The organism is Geotalea toluenoxydans JCM 15764, assembly GCF_001311985.1.
GTDB classification, from domain to species: domain Bacteria; phylum Desulfobacterota; class Desulfuromonadia; order Geobacterales; family Geobacteraceae; genus Geotalea; species Geotalea toluenoxydans.
Genome location: NZ_BBCJ01000025.1, coordinates 53,846 through 69,380, shown reverse-complemented (window position 1 = coordinate 69,380; position 15,535 = coordinate 53,846). Strand labels below are relative to the sequence as shown.

Here is a 15,535-nt window from a genome sequence, read left to right as displayed (position 1 = left end):
CCCTCGCCGTTCTCATCCAGCAAGCCGCGCCGGCTGCCCCGCCCCCCACCTGGACAACCCCCAGGTTCCTGACAAAGACCGGCACCCCAGAAAGGGATGTGGCAACGACGATATTCTCGATGTCCTCCTTGCCTCGCAGATATCCCGAGCCTCTGACCTGGAATTCCGCCGCGTTCTTTTCGACCACATCCCCGCCCACATCGCTGTTGGACTGGGATACCGCCCGGACGACCGCCTGCACCGGCACCTTGTAGGCGAAAAGTTTCATCGGGTCCAGGTCGATCTGGTACTGCTTGACGAACCCGCCGACTGAGGCCGTTTCCGCCACACCCGGCACGGTTTCCAGTGAGCTCCGCAGGGACCAGTCCTGGATTGCCCTCAGCTCGGCCAGGTTGTGCCGGGCGCTCTTCAGCACGTACCAGTAGACATGACCTACGCCGGTACCGTCCGGACCCAGAACCGGCGTGGCCCCCTTCGGCAGGCGGCTGGTCATCCGGGAGAGCCTTTCGAGAACAAGGGGACGCGCCCCGTTGAGATCGACACCGTCTTCGAAGATGAGGTAGATCATGGAGGCGCCGAACATGGTCGAAGACCGCACCGACTGGACGTGGGGCATCCCCCGGAGGCTGTTCGTCAGGGGATAGGTGACCTGGTCCTCGATGGTTTTCGGCGAACGCCCTTCCCACATGGTGTAGACGATCAACTGGTTGTCGGTCAGGTCGGGAATGGCGTCTACCGGGGTACGCCAGAGGGCCAGGCAGCCGAAGACCAGGAGCAGCAGCGCGCACAGAAGGGTAAGGGAACGGTTCCTCAGGCAGGCAGAGATGACGCCGTTTATCATTGATGCCTCTCCTGCCCGGCGCCTGCCTCCGGGCCATGGAGCCGGCTCTCTCCGTCGATAAGGAAGCCCCCCGATGCTGCCACGGCTTCGCCCTCGGCAAGGCCTGAGATCACTTCATAGTAACCGTCTCCCCGCCGCCCCAGGGTCACGTACCTGGGAAGAAACGAGCCTGGGCCGCTCTCCACCCAGACCATGGAACGCTCGCCACTGAAGATCACCGCTTCCTCGGGGACCGCCGGTTTGGTGATCCTGCGCCCCTTGAGCTTCACCTTGACGAACATCTCCGGCTTCAACAGGCCGCCACGGTTATCCAGGTCGACGCGGACCTTCAAGGTGCGCGTCTCCGGGTTGACCGCCGGGTCGACGAAGGCCACCCGCCCGGAAAAAACCTTGCCGGGAAACGCTTCGGTGGTCACCTGGGCAACTGCGCCGGTTTCGATCCTCCCCAGGTCGTTCGTAGAGCTCCGCGTAGACCCAGACGCTTGTGAGGGAGCCGACGAAAAAGAGCGGCGTACCCTCGTTCACATACTGGCCTGCCGTTACGAGCCGTTCCATGACAACTCCCGCAACCGGCGACTGGATAGTCACGACCTTTTTCGGCTGACGGCTCAGCTCCAGCTCGGCAATCTGCCGGTCCGTCATCCCCCAGATCTTCAGGCGCGAACGGGCGGCGTCGCGCAGCCCCTCCATCATCCCCCGCGACTCGGAAAGGGAGCTCTCCTTGGCCTGCTCTGCGCCGTCCAGGGCAAGGAGGTACTCCCGTTGGGCCGATACCAGATCGGAGGAATAAATGTCCATTAAGGCGCTCCGACTCTGACGGGGGCGCCGGTGAAATTAACATGGAGCCGCTCCACCCTCCCCTGTAGCCGCGAGGAGATCCTGTTCAGGCGCCGTTCGTCCCAAGACACCCGCCCCGCCGCCAGGGTCTCGGTGGAAAACTCCCGCCGGGCGACCACGGCGGTCGCCACATTTGCCAATATCTTCTGCTGAGCGCTCAGGGTCACGCCACCCGGCATTTTCTCCGCACCGGCAGCCTTTTCCCCGGTGTTCTCCTTGAGAACCAGGTTCATGGCGCAGATGGGGCAGGTAGAGGGGCGGGGCGCCGTGACAAAGGGATGCATGGGACACAGGTAGGTGACTGCCGCTGCGGCTTTCGCTTTTTCCTTGCCGGCATGGGGAGCCCCCTTTGCTGCAGGTTTAAGAACCAGGTGCACTGCGATTCCGCCGATGATCAAAAGGGCAATCAAGGCAACGCCCAGCTTTATTTTGGATACTTTCTTCAAAGATCAATTCCTCTTTTCGTTCAGCACCGGTTGCAGGCCTTTTCCGCCGCAACGTGGACAGCCCTGCATGGACAAGGGTGGTTCGAGACGGCAGGAAGCGAGCAGTTCGCCGTCCTGAAATATGTCGCCGGTCGGGCCGTCCGCCGCTATCATCCCCTCCTTGAGGACGATGACCCGCTCGCAGAGGCTGGCGACCAGATCCAGGTCATGGGTGACGATGATCCGCGTATGTTGGAATTCTCGCACCAGAGAGATCAGTTGCCGCCGGGCAAAGGGGTCGAGCCCGGTGGTCGGCTCATCCATGACGAGTATGGCCGGCTCCATGGAAAGTACCGTGGCGATTGCGGCCCGCCTCTTTTCGCCGCCCGAGAGGTGATAGGGGGGCTTCCCCTTCAGGTGCCCGGCTCCCACCTTCTCCAGGGCAGCAGTCACCCGCCGATCCACCTCGTCGTCCGGAAAACCCAGGTTCCGCGGGCCGAAGGCCACGTCATCGTATACCGTGGGCATGAAGAGCTGGTCGTCCGGGTCCTGGAAGACCATCCCCACGGTACGGCGGATTTCACGCACCGTCTGGTCATTCAAGGGAAAGTCGCCGATGCGCACAGCTCCCGAGGTGGGAGCCAGATAGCCGTTGAGGTGGAGGAGCAGCGTCGATTTTCCGGCGCCGTTTGCGCCGACCACCGCCACCGACTCCCCGTGGCTGATGCGGAAGGATATGCCGCGCAGTGCCGGCGTGCCGTCCGGATAGTGGTGAACGAGCTCCGCCACTTCCACAAGATGATGGCTCACGGCAGCCCTCCTGTAATGATGCTCCCCACAAGAGAGGGAAGATTCCAGAGGCGGCATGCGACGAAGAAAAGAGACCACCCCGCCGCGTATCCCGCCTCCCGCCGACCGAATTCCTGCCGCTTGTGCACGTGAAACCCTCCATGGAACCCCCGGGAAAGCATGGCCAGGTGAATCCGCCGGGCACGGTCGAAGGTCCGCAGCAACAGGTGTCCCACCAGCGACCCGAATACTTTCACCTTCATGTTACCGCCATGCAATGCCCGTAGTTCCCATGCCCGCACCATCCTCAGCCCTTCCTCCCCCAGGACGAAAATGTACCGGTAGAGGAAGAGGAGCTGCACGGCAAAGGGGCGCGGCATGCCCAGTCGCTCCAGTGAAGCGCAGATATCGTTGAAGCCGGTTGTGGCAATGAGCAGCAGCGCCACCCCCAAGGTCAAAACGAACCGCAGGAGAATGGAGATGCAGGACAGCCATCCGCCGGAGATGGGAACGGCGCCGATGGTGACGATCACCTGGCGGTCAAAAAGCGGATTGAGCCCCCCCGCCAGCAGGGCAAAGGGCAGAAACAACAGGAGCCGTGGGTAAATGTGGGCCAGGGAAACATTTCCCCGGGCAGCAATCGCAAGCGGGAAGAACAGGTACGGGAGCAGCGCCGCCACTTCGTACCGGTCGAAAAGAGAGCAGGCAGACCAGAAAGACGAGCACGGTGATCAGCTTGGCCCGCGGGTCGAGGCGATGGACCGGTGAGTCATGGCACGCCAGCTGATCCAGTTGTTTCAGGTCGGCAAAGTGTTTTTCCAGGCGCAACATGGTGCCCATGGCTGTTATTCTCCCCATAAGTGTCGAGGCCTCTGCGGCCCCGCGGAACGGTTACCTGGCGCACCTGCTTCGGTTCAAGATCAGACCGACTGAAAGGAGGGCGATGAGGGTTATGGCGCCTCCGACAATTCCTGCCGCCCCATCCCCTCCTCCACTCTCCGTATCAGCCTTCCCTCCGCGTCCCTGCCCCGTGGCCTGCCGGTTGCCGGCGGCATATCCGGGAAAAAGGGCGCTTTTCCCCTGGACCAGGGCAAAAGCCCGGTGCACCCTCCCGTCCTGCCCCTGCAGACCGTTATACCCCACAAGCCTGGCCACTGACCATTCCAGACCGTCGGGACTTTCAGACCCATAGCGGACCAGGACCCCGCCGATGAGGAACGTGGCGCAGAGCATGGTCGCCACGAGCCTGCGCGCGATCCTCGGGCCTAAGGATTCGTGGAGAGGATGGGATCGCACCAGGTCGGGGCGAGCCTGCAAAAGCCAGGAGAGCAGTGCGGCCGTCACCATCCTTCGACGACGCCGATGGCCAGATGGACCGGGAGCATCAGAGCGAGGAAGGGAAGGAACGGCAGGGCAGACAGGCCGGAGAAGGTGGTTTCCATTACCACAGCCAGTGCCCCCAGCACGAGGCTGAACACGGCGGCTGCAACAGCCGCAAGTGCAATCCTGCTCCGTCCTGGAAAGCCGCAAGCGATGCTTTTATAGATGAAGGGATACGCCAGGTAAGACGGGATAAATCCCAGATTGAGAATATTACAGCCAAGGGACAAAAGGCCGCCGTCTGCAAAAACAAGGGCCTGCACTACCAGGATGGACGCAATGGCTAGAAACGCGGCGTGAGGCCCCAGGAGTACCGCAAGGAGAACCCCACCCACCAAGTGCCCACTGGAACCGGTTCGGGAATGGAAAAGTTTATCATCTGCACCGTAAACACAAAGGCTCCCAGTGCCCCCATGAGTGGTACGATTCGCTCGTCAGCATCTCTACCCAGCCTGCGAGCCCCATGGGCTATGGCTCCTGCCGCTACCAGCCATGTTGTCCCACCCACTGCGGGTGAGACCAAAGCATCAGCCATATGCATACTCATTTACTCCCGGGAAAATTGTTTTCGCTTTTCGTCAAAAAACAAAAAGGCCAAAGATGTCCACTACCTTTGGCTTCCAGTTGTCTGGTCAGCAATTAGACTACTTAATCTATAGCTTTTATTCTTTTATACAGAAACCATTCCTTCCGGTCAACAGAATTTTTTTAATGTTCAGAAGACTATTTGTCTAGTTGATCAATAGATAATTTAAATAAAATTAAGGGGTTATATGCACTTAAGGATATTGACTTGAGGCGAATGGGGGATAGACTGGGCTTCAAAGGAGTAAAATAAACGAAAGGAGATGGTGCCATGAACTGGAAAAATATTCTCACCACACTTTTTATCATGATCCCTGCATTTGCCGTATTTACACCAAACATCGCCACGGCGTCCACCGTGGCAGGAGATCAGCGTCGTGATGTGTCGTTTTCCGTGGAAATCAAGCAGGCGCCCGGCAACCTCGCCATCAAGGGGTTAGCCAGGAACAACCTCCACCACAAGATTTATCAGCTACAGCTCTTTGCGGTTGTTCTCGATGAAAACGGCAAGCCGTCAGGAAATGAGGCAGTTTCCATCGGTCCCGCCAGCCTCGCCCTTGACCAGTCGCAACAATTCAACCTGACGCTTCCCGGCACTCTGGCCATGAACGCCAGAAACATCAGGCTGGAATATCGCTATCACCTCCCTGACTATGCTGAAAGGTACTGGTCGTGGACCTATGGACGAGTCATGATAACGCCGGAGGGAGATTCGAAAAGCTGAGAATGGACTAGTGCCTTGTAACATCTACATCTCCCCCCCCTCAGTCCCCCCTTACCTAAGGGGGAAGCCTTGAAGTCTCCCCTTTGAATAAGGGGAGACTTAGAGGGGTTAGCAGCGAAAGAATAAGTGTTACAGGGTACTCGCCCCACGTACCATTGATGCGCCTTTAGCTGAACCGGCAGCTACTCCTGTTCCGATTTCTGCCCATTGCATCCGCAGCCGTCTCCCTGGCCATTTCCGCGTCCGCCACCACCTTTGCGGCAGCCGCCCCTCTCCCGTTGTACCGGGGTCGTTGCCAGGCTCAAGGCAAAGGCGTCTGTCTTTGATGCGGCACCGCGGCGCACCTGCTTCCCGATATCGACTGCATCGTTGAGTGCCCCATCGTCGGCCCCAAACTCACGGGCACGACTGATATGATATTTCACCTCCGGAGGGTTGTTGGCGGCAATAGACGCGCCTACTGCGATGAGCTCACGAACTTTTTCTTCCAATGCCATTGAATAGTCTCCTTTCAGTAATGAAATGATTTATCAGCCTGTTATTTCCACGAGTAAACTTCATGTGTCTCGAACTGGTGAGACACCAGGTCAGAGGGCTTGACCTTGCCGCGAGGGATCACCTTATGCTCCTCCAGGTCTTGAATCCATGGCTCAATCTCGCTCTCCAGGATGTCATTTCTGGGTGAGTAATAATGGTTGCCGGTCACTGGCACCCCAATCGCCTCCGAAGTCCATTTGGCGGCCATTTCGGGATGGTCGTTGATCCATGCCCCTCCCCGGCCCATGGCCCGTATGAAACCGCGGACCACATCCGGGTGTTTCTCTATGAAATCATCCCGAAAGTAGGTAAAACTAGCGCCTGCGGCGGGACCCAGGCCTGTTTCCAGTGAATCCGAAATTTTGCGCGCCCCTGAAATTGCCATTGGCTTGTAGAAGGGTGGATGTACACCGGCCACGTCCACCAACCCCTGCTTCAGTGCCTGGATCGCCTGAACGTCAGGCATCGTCACCCATTCGAATTTATCCCTCGGAATACCGTATTTATCGGCGATCCTGTTGGCCAGGAAGTCCGAACAGATATTGTTGGTGATGGTGGAGAACTTGAGTTTGCCCGGCAACTTCTTCAAATCCGCAAAGGATTTGACATCGGGATATTTCTCAGGATTTACGTACCAGAACATGTGGCGCAGTTCCGGATTAAGGTCTGGAGCAGGGTCTATGCCGTTGCGCATAACACCGGTGATCTTCGCCCCTCCGGCTTTGGCCACTGCCAGTGCATTGGGGTGGTCGCCGGCCACGTCGTTATCCCCCTTCAAGACAGAAGGGAGGACCAGAGCGGGCTGTGTTTCACCGGTGTAGACAATCCTGATTCCCTCCTGTGCAAAGTAACCGAGCTTTTCGGTCACCAGCCAGGGTGCAAGTGAACAGTCTTTCCTGGTGATGGCTTTGATCGGGAACAGCCCATCGCCGACGGTTGCCCCTTTAGTTTCTTTCTTGCATGCCCCCAGCAAGCTCGCAACTGACGACAGGGCAATGGTAATTGCTACAATCCTGATGGCTTTATTCATGAATCCCGGCATGTTTTAACCCTCCTTCTTTGCTCCGCAAGCCCAATGCTTTACCACGCCCCCAGCACCAGTCCAGCAAGAGAGAATACGACCACATATAGCCCTGCATCTATTGCGAAGAGACGCAAGGAACGTCCGGCGAGGAAGTAAATAGCTCCCAAAGCGGTAACGATCCAGACAAGGCTGATCATCAACGCAGTCAGCAAACCTGACCTCCATCCTTGACCAGCGACAACAAGGCTCACATTGGTGAAGGCGATGAAGTGCAATATACCCGAAACGCCTAAAACAATGGGCTTGTTGATCTTTCGTTCGGCCCCTGCCGGATTGACTTCCCTTTTCCAGGTGTTCCCGAACAGAAAGGGTAAATGCCATATGGCCGCGACGACAAGCGACAGCGCCGTCACGACAATAACGGGCAGCCAATGAACAGCAAACACCATAGTTTGAATGACCATCAATATATCGTTCATGAAATGCTCCACCCCATACCGAAAAGATCGCCGGACCTGAGTCATCGGCAAAATTGACTTGCCCGGTTCATAGCCCCGATCAGTCGGTTGGGTCTGCTTTATTCCCAAACATGTTTTTGATCAGGGGACTGCTGGAAAACCTCTTCAGCGCCTTTTCAACCTGCATATCTGCCTCATAGACGGTCAGCCAACCGATCTGCATCTTCCCCCCGGCTTCAACTCCCAGAGACCTAACAACCAGGAGTGAGCAATCGGAGATGATATCCAGAAATTCATCCATCGACAGGCTGGTTGGCTCCCCGCCAGGGCCGGGCAAAGCAGAGACTCCGGTTGCCTTGCGTGTTTCCATGAACCGGGGGCCCTCCACAGCTACATCATAAATGCTGAAGGAGGAGACCTCCTGTAGTGACTGGTCGATTGCTATTCCATCCGTCGAGGCGACGGCAACCCGCACCCAGCTCATGATCGGATCTCCATCTTTTCGAGACGCATCAGAACGGCCTGGCGAATTTGCTGAACAGGTCTTCCAGCAGGATATTGCCCCCACCAAACCCGGCATAGGTGCGCTTGAGGATAACCCGGTCGAAAGCGGGAAACGAAATCGTGTGATGGCCGGCCATGTACTTGGCGGCGGCGTACTTCTCCATGGAACTGGCGAAAAGGAGCATGAAGGTGTAGTTCGTCAACCGCTTGTGGATCAGGTAGGTATCGTTTTCGAAGAAGACGTCGGGAACGATTATGCCCTCTAATCCATTGGTAAGCCTGTCGGTGATGAGGTCACGCACTTCTGCAGGTGGATTGTCGGTCACGACCACCACACTGGGAAGCAGGCCGCATTCGTTGGTCAGGTACCTGACCAACCCGATGGCCATATTAGATTCTGCGACGACCGCGAAGTGAACATTGCAAAACCCGGTATAGAGCGCCGTGGCAATCAGATTGAAGTCGTCGTAGGCAATCTCTGTCTGCTTCTTGATCCATTTATCCAGGCGCTCTTGCTCCACATCCAGATATTCGGCCACCGTACGCAGGAAGCGGGTCATTTCCTTGGGGCCCATGGGCAACCCAGGATAGACGATATAGGGAGTGCCGTATTTTTCCTTGAGTTTTTCCGCGGCTTTCAAACCCTGCCAGGGACTGAGGACAATGTTCAATTGGGCGGCCGGAATATCCTTCAGCCCTTCGACACCGTATCTGCCGCCGAAGATCTGGTTGGTCTCCAGACCGATGGCATCCAGATTGGCCTTGAAAAGATCAAGATCTCCCTTCCAGAATATGTGCTGACAGGGCTGGATACCGAGGATGTTTACCAATCCTTTCCGGACCGGGCGCTCTTCCAGATACTGGTCGATTACCGCATCCAGGAACAGGTCGTAGCCATCGTAGGAGGTCCCGTTGAATCCCGATGATTTGACGTTGATGATGGGGGGTATTCCGGCTTCCTGAATTCGGAGACTACCCCTTCAACATCGTCACCGATCAGGGCCGGGATACAACCCGACACCGTGACGAAAAGGTCCCCGTTCATAAGTTCCATGGTCGAGGCAATCTGGTCGCGCAGCTTTTCCTCACCGCCGAAGACCACATGCTTTTCGAGCAGGGTCGAACAGGGGGTCGTCAATGCGCCGCCGTCGCCGATCTGCCGCCGCCGCTGGCGCCGATAAAGCCGAAGAAATTGGACCAGCCGCACCCCCCTCCCGAATGGAGGATCGGCATTACCCCTGACACGGCGGTAGCTGCCACAAACGCGCCGCCCAAGGCGCACGTATGGCGAGGTGTCTCCTGCAAGGGACGGTCCCTGGGATCAAGAGCGGCAATGCGCTCGTCTTCATCGGTAAATTTCAGTACATTTGTCGCAGTCATTTGATTTACATCTCCTTTATATTCTTTTAATCCTTGTGACCGTGAGCATGATCATGACCATGGCTGTGGGTGTGGCCGTGGTCGTGATGACGGTGATCATCATGTTCATGACCGTGATCCGGATCATCCGGTATTGTTAGAGGGTTGGACTTGAAGATCTCGTCCCTTCCCTTCACATAATGCAGCGGATCGGCTTTGTACCACCAATCCTTGTAGGGGGAGTCATCGAAGTCGGCAAGCAGCTTGGTCAGTGCAGTGTTCTGGAAGCTCCGCAGGACATATCCCCGTATCCGACGGCGCGGCATAACCGGCCTGAACCTGTGAAGGATGATTGTGGCCCCTGAGCCAATGGATGGTTCCGATGGTGTGGGCGGTCTTGATTACGCCACCCTTGAAGGGGGCCTGGAGGGAAAGGTCCGGCTTGAGCCTGGCAAAGAGATTTGCGTAGTCAGCAGCCTGGAAAGTGGAGACGAGAACGATGAAATCACCCACCTCCTTGACCAGGGAATCAAAGGAATCGGCGATGAGGGAGTCGTAATCAATGGCGCAAGCAGCTGCGACTTCCAAACCCAGCTCTTCCAGGAATACGGCATGCCCGATGACGCGGCCCTGGCCGACCGCACCGATGGCGGTCAGCTTCTCCCCCTCCTTCTTGGTTCCTTTTGCCACCATCCGCTTGCGGATATCCTCCAACCCCTGCCTGATTTTGTCCACCTTCGGGATGTAGGTGGCGTGCTCCTCCTTGATGAGCTCCTCCACCTCCTTCTCCTTGCCCGTATAGCTGGCAATCCTGCGGAGCCACTCGTCGGTCTTTTTGATGCCGAAGGGGATTACGTCGTTGAAATAGGGAACACCGAAGTGCTCATCCAGCCCCCGCATCAGATAGTCGGCGAATGTCGGGCAGATCGGCGCGGTCACCGCTGCAGCCCCCATCCGCTCCAGATCTTCCACCGAGGCGAATTCGGGTATGAAATTGACCCTGAGCCCCAGCTTGGTGAGGAGCCGGTTTATTTCGATCTTATCCATCCAGGTGTAGGAGAACATGTTGGTAACGTTCACCAGATCCTTCTCTCTCGGCAGGTCCTTCCGCACCAGATACTTGAGAACCCCGTGCCAGAAGGCATCGTAGCCGGTCTGGGTGACACGGGAACGGAACCCTTCGGTGTGACAGGGGACGATCTTTGCCTTGACGTGCGGCTGGGCCTCATTGACAGCCCCTTCCAGGTCGTCGCCAATGATACCGGAGGCACAGGAGGTGACGACAAAAATGGCCCGGGGCGAATAGCGCCGGTCGGCCTCCTTGAGGGCGGCAACCAGCTTCTCGCCGCCGCCGAAAACCACATCGCTGTCAGTCAGATTGGTGCTGACCGCATGGAAAAAACCCAGGTCGGCAGGCCGCCCCTGCTCGATGGGAATATGCTGAAAGAGTTCGTGACTGCTGTGCTGGCCTGCGGCACACCCTATGGGTGAGTGAAACAGGAGCACAGAATCGCGAATACTGATGAGCCGTTGGGCATTGAGCGCCAGAAGGCAGTTCCCAGACTGTTCGAAACAGCGATCCGGCTGAACCAGGCTCTTTTCACGAGTCCCCTTGACCAGATCGCTCATGGTACCGTAATAGGCGTTTATGGCGACCGACAATCGTTGTTCACGGGTCGGGCAAGTGTTTTCCTTAAGGTTTATGGGTGTATCATCCGTTATGGGCAGCTCACTCAAATTATCATGCATTTATAATATCCCCCAAGGAAGACGGGCCAGTGGAGTCCCAATGGCCCGTCTTCTCATTTGTTTGTGTCTTAAGATTTAAAAAGTCCCCGCTTGCTCTGTTCATCCTTCTTGATCTTTTGCAATATCTCGGCAGGAAGCGAGATCTTGCGGAACTTGGAAAACTTCTCTCGATAGAGAGGCGGGGTGGGAGGAAAATCCTTTGCCTCGAATTTCACCACAGGTACCGGCTTCACGAATGGATTCTCTATCCTTTGTGGCTGGAACAGCTGTTTCCATGTCTCCTTGCCGGCATAGGCATCCAGGTTGCCGAACTTCTCATAGGAGATCTTTTTGTCCGGCGTATCGGGAATGCTGTATACTTGCACGTCCTGCTCCACGTCCCATACCTGCTCAGGTCCTCCGCCATGCAGAATCGCCCGTCGTTCGGCGCCGTTCTCGGTCAGCCCGCCCTTGACCCCTTCCGACCAAGGGTAGATGAGTTTGTTAAAGTATAAGACCTGACCGGAAAGACCTTTTTCCGAAACCTTCTTAAAGTTACCCTTGCGGTCCCACTGTTCTTGACGAATGATATGACCGGTTTTTTTCTCATGCCAGCTGATCCAATGGCTGAGATAGTACCCATTCTTTACAGGTTTGTTTAAAACCACATAGGTCTCTATGCCGCCATCGGCGCGATATGGCCCCGCAATGGGTCCGTAAGGCTTTTTGCTGTTAACGGCCTGATAAAGAATGTCCACACCGATGACTTTCGAGTCGTATTTCCAGAAATCGCGAAGGAATACGTCATCATAGGTAGCGACCGAGCCGGGGATATAGTCCGAGCCGCTGGCGCCGGAGATCCTGCGAACACGCCGTAACGACGGCAGATATGCCCAACGGTCTTCAAGCTTGGAAACACCTGGTCCATCCTTGTAGAATTTCGAAAGCGAGACGGTGCCTGCGGACTCGGGCGGATTGGCCACGACAACGAGGTAGGCGCCGGTCTCCTGCCCAGGCTTGAACTTGTAGAGTTGTTCGGCGAAGGTCTTGTAGTGCCTGATCGTATTGCAGATCGTGTCCGATTTGCTGATAACTCCGTTTCGGTCTTTGGTCCGGGAAATGTGGTATCCACTATGGGACTGCAGGCCGCACATAACGGTGCCCCCGCCCCCTGCTTCCCCAAGAGCGCTAAGTTCCTCCCCACTGTATGGGGCCTTGAACGGATATCTCTCCTCCGGCAATTTGGGATACTCCTTGTCCCTCGGGATCTCGTGGGACCAGCGCCCGTCGATCTGCCAGTAATCCTTTTCTGCCTGCGACAGTTCCTCCACATATTTCCAGGACCGCCCTTCCTTCTTCGGGTTCCAGTTCCACTCTTTCCAGGGTGAAGTAGATTTTGCCGGCGTCCATGCTACCTTGCTCCAATCAACATTTTCCTTGGCGATACCGAACCGGGCCACGACCGAAAGGTCTGTGGCTGCAATAGCAGCCAAGGTGGCAAGCGCGACCACGCCCTTCATTTTCTGATTCTTCATTTCTTTCTCCTTTCGCTACGGTTTATGAATTTCCGCATGATTGCAGCAGATAAAGCTTAAAGTTGTTTCTTGAAGATATCGCGGGTGGTTGCACCAACCACGGTTTCCCGTCCGGTGGGACATCAATGGCATACAGGGTCTTTCTAGTTAGGGAGTCTGTGCCCTGTGTCCACTTGCCTTCATGCAGGGAAAGCAGTTCTCCGCCACGCCCGACGATGTAGCCTTCCTTTACATTGGAAACAGCCACGTTGAGGAAGGTTCGTTCGACCGGGCTTTCGGCTTTCGACCAGGACTTGCCGTCATAATGAAGAATCGTACCCTTTTCTCCCACTGCCCAGGCGTCATCCGGGTTCCGAAATGCTATTCCGTACAGCGTCCGGTCAGTGGAAGATGAAATCTCCTTCCATCCCTTGCCGTCGTAATGAAGGATCACCCCCTGATTGCCCACGGCCCATCCATCGTTGGGGGTGTTGAATACGACTCGGTTCAGTGCCACTTTTTTCGGTGATTCAACCTTTTTCCATTCCTTGCCGTCATAGTGAACAATGGAACCTCTCTCTCCGACAGCCCATCCGTCTGCCGGCGATGGGAAAGCAACCGACATGAGGTGCCACTTGTCCGGCTTTTGAACCTCCTTCCAACCATCCCTATTACCTTCCAGAATCGTCCCATCGGCCCCGACTGCCCATCTGCGGTCCGATTCAGGGAAGGCAAGGGCAAAGAGGGGAACAGCCACCGGAGATTCGACCTGCTCCCATTTCGTGCCGTCGAACCGAAGTATAAGCCCTCTCTCTCCAACCGCCCACCCATCCTTCTCTCCTGTCTGCTTCAGATCGAAGACCACATGGTTAAAGGGCAGTTGATAAGTTTTCCATGTCGACGCGCTGACCTTCTCCCCCCCTTTCCCTGAGCAGGCGAAAAGCATGGAGACGGCTGTCAGCACCACCAAAGAAATTCCCATTCTGTGGATAAGGGCACCGGGTTTCCTCAACTGATGGGTCTTCATTTCAACATCTGCGATCTTCATGTCGCATCTCCTTCTTTTGTTGGTCCGATTTCCATTTGTGCACAGGGTTGCTTTCTTTTAGAACTCGTACTTGACGTCCAGCGTCACGTTCTTCCATTTCCTGTATGCACCCCAGGGGATATCGTCGTCTTTGCCAATGAAATCGTTATAGGCCAGCGTTGCCTTGAGGTAATCATTGAATTTCCATCCTGCCGAGACGTTGTAGCTGAGGCCGTCATAGCCCGATCCCCCCGAAATGTACCCGGTAGTGCTCAGATCCAGCTTGTCGTTCGTCTTGCGCACGGAATGGCTCAGGTTTACAACATGGAGGACGTCGTTGAGTTTGGCGCCGGTGCGACTATCCCATCCCAGCTGACGGGTCCAGATCGGCTGATAAAGGATGTCGACCTTGTTTTCGTCCGAGCCCACGGAGGTCTCGAAGGCGACGGCAAGTTTGAGCTGGTCTTTCTTTACGATCCCGCCAGGTGCGGAAGTATCCGAAGTACCGAATGCCTTACCATGGGAATAGAGTGCTTCTGAGCGGATGATCAGCCGCTGCCCGAAGATACTGGTTCCGTAGTCGAGGGCGTAGCCATAGCGGTTGAGGCGGGTGTGGTGGAGAGTGTTGTCTGATGTGTTGAAAACCGCGTCACGATCAAATCCGTTGTAATAAATTCCGCTCAAGGACAAGGCGCCGATGGTCGTATCCACTCGCACCCCGCCTTCGCTATCCGCGAGCCGGTCAAAACCGGAAGGGTTTCTCTCGGGAGGGCGCTGGGCACTGGAAACGGGCGATGGAGCGAAAGGAAACCACCACGGCGACCCACCCGCAGGCCCCACATTGGGTTGGAAATCAGGGTTCCACAGAAAGGTGGTAGTTATGTTCTCGGTTGGTCGCAACGATACGTTTGCCATCCATTGGCCGATGGCCCGCCATTCATAATCGCCGATATGGAAATCCACAACGTCACGGCCGTCGGCGGCATTGACGAAATCGATGACCTTACCATCCATCTTGCCCCAGTTGACGATCTGCTTGCCAAGGGTGAAGTTGACGTTTCCATAGTTACCGCGGACATAGGCCTCGCGAACGATCCGTTTGAACTGGGAATAGTATTTCTGGTTGGAGGAACCATCGGTGTAGAGGCCGTCGCTGTCCTGAAAGTCGTAGGCGCCGTCATACTGGAAATTGTTAACGTTGACGAACTCGATGTTCTCATTTGCCTGGTATTTGAGTTCGAGCTGGGTACGGAATTCTTGCTTCTGCAGCCTCCAGTCCTTGTTTCTTCCCCCAAGGCCCGTATTGTGATCGGTGGAGGTAGTGTTGATCTGGGTTATGCTGTTGATGAAACCCTTTACGCGTAGCCCCGGGACTGACTCCTCAAGGGGAGCAGAGACGTGCTTCCCGATGGGGTTGAAATCGCCAATTGCGGAGGTAAGAGCAGAGTGGCTTGTACACGATCACATTGAACGGGTCGAATGGCTCCTGCAGTGTCTCCACTGCCCCCGCATCCGTGACATTGCCCGGTTCCGAAGCGGTGGCAGCGACGGTGTCATTTTCACCGGCGGCATTTTCTGGCGCAGTTGTTTCAGAAGTGGAAGCGGTAGAGGCAATTGCGCCACTTTCACCGGCGACATTTTCAGGCGCAGTTGTTTCGGCAGTGGAGGTGGTGTTAGCGATGGCTTCCTGCCCGGACGCATTATCGTCCGCGGACCAGGCGTTAATGCTGCTCGACACCAGCACCAGCAATGCCAGCAAGGGGACCAGCTTCTTCAGTTTGAAATTCATACCGTACTCTCCTT

21 protein-coding genes and 1 pseudogene are annotated in these 15,535 nt (G+C 56.3%); 2 read left to right on the top strand and 20 right to left on the bottom strand.

Annotation, left to right across the window (positions count from 1 at the left end):
• The 9 genes from JCM15764_RS15625 to JCM15764_RS27040 form a co-directional block, all read right to left on the bottom strand.
• Positions 1–841: efflux RND transporter permease subunit (locus JCM15764_RS15625; RefSeq protein WP_243689162.1), on the bottom strand; the 841-nt coding region annotated here is incomplete at its 3' end.
• Entirely contained in the window at positions 838–1,257 is a 420-nt protein-coding gene (locus tag JCM15764_RS30105; protein ID WP_500778432.1) for an efflux RND transporter periplasmic adaptor subunit, read from the bottom strand. The genes JCM15764_RS15625 and JCM15764_RS30105, both read right to left, overlap by 4 nt.
• Entirely contained in the window at positions 1,148–1,639 is a 492-nt protein-coding gene (locus JCM15764_RS30645; RefSeq protein WP_054697379.1) for an efflux RND transporter periplasmic adaptor subunit, read from the bottom strand. The genes JCM15764_RS30105 and JCM15764_RS30645 overlap by 110 nt, the downstream gene beginning before the upstream one ends.
• Entirely contained in the window at positions 1,639–2,124 is a 486-nt protein-coding gene (locus tag JCM15764_RS30640) for a heavy metal-binding domain-containing protein (protein ID WP_054697376.1), read from the bottom strand. Before JCM15764_RS30640 ends, JCM15764_RS30645 begins: the two co-directional genes overlap by 1 nt.
• Positions 2,125–2,127: 3 nt before the next feature.
• Positions 2,128–2,913, bottom strand: coding sequence for an energy-coupling factor ABC transporter ATP-binding protein (locus tag JCM15764_RS15605; RefSeq protein ID WP_054697372.1), 786 nt, complete (start codon positions 2,911–2,913; stop codon positions 2,128–2,130).
• On the bottom strand, positions 2,910–3,572 hold the full coding sequence (gene cbiQ / locus JCM15764_RS15600) for a cobalt ECF transporter T component CbiQ (protein WP_243689161.1): 663 nt from the start codon (positions 3,570–3,572) through the stop codon (positions 2,910–2,912). Before cbiQ ends, JCM15764_RS15605 begins: the two co-directional genes overlap by 4 nt.
• Positions 3,573–3,783: 211 nt before the next feature.
• Positions 3,784–4,239: a PDGLE domain-containing protein gene (locus JCM15764_RS27050; RefSeq protein WP_279384489.1), complete on the bottom strand. Its 456-nt coding sequence runs from the start codon at positions 4,237–4,239 to the stop codon at positions 3,784–3,786.
• Positions 4,233–4,607 (bottom strand): energy-coupling factor ABC transporter permease, encoded by a 375-nt coding sequence (locus JCM15764_RS27045; RefSeq protein ID WP_279384488.1) that lies wholly within the window; start codon positions 4,605–4,607, stop codon positions 4,233–4,235. The genes JCM15764_RS27050 and JCM15764_RS27045 overlap by 7 nt, the downstream gene beginning before the upstream one ends.
• Positions 4,556–4,807: an energy-coupling factor ABC transporter permease gene (locus JCM15764_RS27040; RefSeq protein ID WP_279384487.1), complete on the bottom strand. Its 252-nt coding sequence runs from the start codon at positions 4,805–4,807 to the stop codon at positions 4,556–4,558. The genes JCM15764_RS27045 and JCM15764_RS27040 overlap by 52 nt, the downstream gene beginning before the upstream one ends.
• A 321-nt stretch (positions 4,808–5,128) precedes the next feature.
• Here JCM15764_RS27040 and JCM15764_RS15590 point away from each other — a divergent pair, with 321 nt between their 5' ends.
• Positions 5,129–5,581, top strand: coding sequence for a hypothetical protein (locus JCM15764_RS15590; RefSeq protein ID WP_054697369.1), 453 nt, complete (start codon positions 5,129–5,131; stop codon positions 5,579–5,581).
• A 182-nt stretch (positions 5,582–5,763) separates the two neighbouring features.
• Here JCM15764_RS15590 and JCM15764_RS15585 read toward each other — a convergent pair whose 3' ends face one another.
• From JCM15764_RS15585 to JCM15764_RS15545, 10 genes and pseudogenes are all read right to left on the bottom strand, one after another.
• Positions 5,764–6,078, bottom strand: coding sequence for a carboxymuconolactone decarboxylase family protein (locus JCM15764_RS15585; protein ID WP_054697367.1), 315 nt, complete (start codon positions 6,076–6,078; stop codon positions 5,764–5,766).
• 41 nt (positions 6,079–6,119) lie between these two features.
• Positions 6,120–7,160: an ABC transporter substrate-binding protein gene (locus tag JCM15764_RS15580; RefSeq protein ID WP_243689160.1), complete on the bottom strand. Its 1,041-nt coding sequence runs from the start codon at positions 7,158–7,160 to the stop codon at positions 6,120–6,122.
• 38 nt (positions 7,161–7,198) lie between these two features.
• The gene (locus JCM15764_RS15575) at positions 7,199–7,621 is read right to left on the bottom strand and encodes a DUF1761 domain-containing protein (protein WP_054697364.1); all 423 of its coding nucleotides are present in this window, start codon (positions 7,619–7,621) and stop codon (positions 7,199–7,201) included.
• Between the two features lie 79 nt (positions 7,622–7,700).
• Complete coding sequence (locus JCM15764_RS15570; protein WP_054697361.1) at positions 7,701–8,084, bottom strand: NifB/NifX family molybdenum-iron cluster-binding protein; 384 nt, start codon at positions 8,082–8,084, stop codon at positions 7,701–7,703.
• A 28-nt stretch (positions 8,085–8,112) separates the two neighbouring features.
• A pseudogene (locus JCM15764_RS15565) lies at positions 8,113–9,311 on the bottom strand (nitrogenase component 1).
• Positions 9,239–9,484 (bottom strand): hypothetical protein, encoded by a 246-nt coding sequence (locus JCM15764_RS24355; protein ID WP_243689159.1) that lies wholly within the window; start codon positions 9,482–9,484, stop codon positions 9,239–9,241. Before JCM15764_RS24355 ends, JCM15764_RS15565 begins: the two are co-directional and overlap by 73 nt.
• Positions 9,485–9,706: 222 nt before the next feature.
• The gene (locus JCM15764_RS15560; RefSeq protein WP_243689158.1) at positions 9,707–11,212 is read right to left on the bottom strand and encodes a nitrogenase component 1; all 1,506 of its coding nucleotides are present in this window, start codon (positions 11,210–11,212) and stop codon (positions 9,707–9,709) included.
• A 68-nt stretch (positions 11,213–11,280) separates the two neighbouring features.
• Positions 11,281–12,726, bottom strand: a complete 1,446-nt coding sequence (locus tag JCM15764_RS15555; protein ID WP_054697353.1) for an outer membrane lipoprotein-sorting protein — start codon at positions 12,724–12,726, stop codon at positions 11,281–11,283.
• Positions 12,727–12,748: 22 nt separating this feature from the next.
• Positions 12,749–13,753 carry a YCF48-related protein gene (locus JCM15764_RS15550; protein WP_054697351.1) on the bottom strand — a complete coding sequence of 335 codons (1,005 nt, stop codon included), beginning with the start codon at positions 13,751–13,753 and terminating at the stop codon, positions 12,749–12,751.
• Positions 13,754–13,810: 57 nt separating this feature from the next.
• Positions 13,811–14,746, bottom strand: a complete 936-nt coding sequence (locus JCM15764_RS15545) for a hypothetical protein (RefSeq protein WP_243689157.1) — start codon at positions 14,744–14,746, stop codon at positions 13,811–13,813.
• Here JCM15764_RS15545 and JCM15764_RS15540 point away from each other — a divergent pair.
• Complete coding sequence (locus JCM15764_RS15540) at positions 14,684–15,097, top strand: hypothetical protein (RefSeq protein ID WP_243689156.1); 414 nt, start codon at positions 14,684–14,686, stop codon at positions 15,095–15,097. The genes JCM15764_RS15545 and JCM15764_RS15540 overlap by 63 nt on opposite strands.
• A gap of 16 nt (positions 15,098–15,113) precedes the next feature.
• Here JCM15764_RS15540 and JCM15764_RS15535 read toward each other — a convergent pair whose 3' ends face one another.
• Positions 15,114–15,521 carry a hypothetical protein gene (locus JCM15764_RS15535; protein ID WP_054697342.1) on the bottom strand — a complete coding sequence of 136 codons (408 nt, stop codon included), beginning with the start codon at positions 15,519–15,521 and terminating at the stop codon, positions 15,114–15,116.
• Positions 15,522–15,535: the final 14 nt, after the last annotated feature.

Coding starts and splice junctions, on each gene's coding strand:
- JCM15764_RS15570 (WP_054697361.1), bottom strand. CDS start 8,084: ATGAGCTGGGTGCGGGTTGCCGTCGCCTCGACGGATGGAATAGCAATC.
- JCM15764_RS15560 (WP_243689158.1), bottom strand. CDS start 11,212: ATGCATGATAATTTGAGTGAGCTGCCCATAACGGATGATACACCCATA.
- JCM15764_RS15540 (WP_243689156.1), top strand. CDS start 14,684: ATGGAAATCCACAACGTCACGGCCGTCGGCGGCATTGACGAAATCGAT.
- JCM15764_RS15575 (WP_054697364.1), bottom strand. CDS start 7,621: ATGAACGATATATTGATGGTCATTCAAACTATGGTGTTTGCTGTTCAT.
- JCM15764_RS15545 (WP_243689157.1), bottom strand. CDS start 14,746: ATGGATGGTAAGGTCATCGATTTCGTCAATGCCGCCGACGGCCGTGAC.
- JCM15764_RS27050 (WP_279384489.1), bottom strand. CDS start 4,239: ATGGTGACGGCCGCACTGCTCTCCTGGCTTTTGCAGGCTCGCCCCGAC.
- JCM15764_RS27040 (WP_279384487.1), bottom strand. CDS start 4,807: ATGGCTGATGCTTTGGTCTCACCCGCAGTGGGTGGGACAACATGGCTG.
- JCM15764_RS15555 (WP_054697353.1), bottom strand. CDS start 12,726: ATGAAGAATCAGAAAATGAAGGGCGTGGTCGCGCTTGCCACCTTGGCT.
- JCM15764_RS15535 (WP_054697342.1), bottom strand. CDS start 15,521: ATGAATTTCAAACTGAAGAAGCTGGTCCCCTTGCTGGCATTGCTGGTG.
- JCM15764_RS30645 (WP_054697379.1), bottom strand. CDS start 1,639: ATGGACATTTATTCCTCCGATCTGGTATCGGCCCAACGGGAGTACCTC.
- JCM15764_RS15585 (WP_054697367.1), bottom strand. CDS start 6,078: ATGGCATTGGAAGAAAAAGTTCGTGAGCTCATCGCAGTAGGCGCGTCT.
- JCM15764_RS15580 (WP_243689160.1), bottom strand. CDS start 7,160: ATGCCGGGATTCATGAATAAAGCCATCAGGATTGTAGCAATTACCATT.
- JCM15764_RS15550 (WP_054697351.1), bottom strand. CDS start 13,753: ATGAAGATCGCAGATGTTGAAATGAAGACCCATCAGTTGAGGAAACCC.
- JCM15764_RS15590 (WP_054697369.1), top strand. CDS start 5,129: ATGAACTGGAAAAATATTCTCACCACACTTTTTATCATGATCCCTGCA.
- JCM15764_RS24355 (WP_243689159.1), bottom strand. CDS start 9,484: ATGACTGCGACAAATGTACTGAAATTTACCGATGAAGACGAGCGCATT.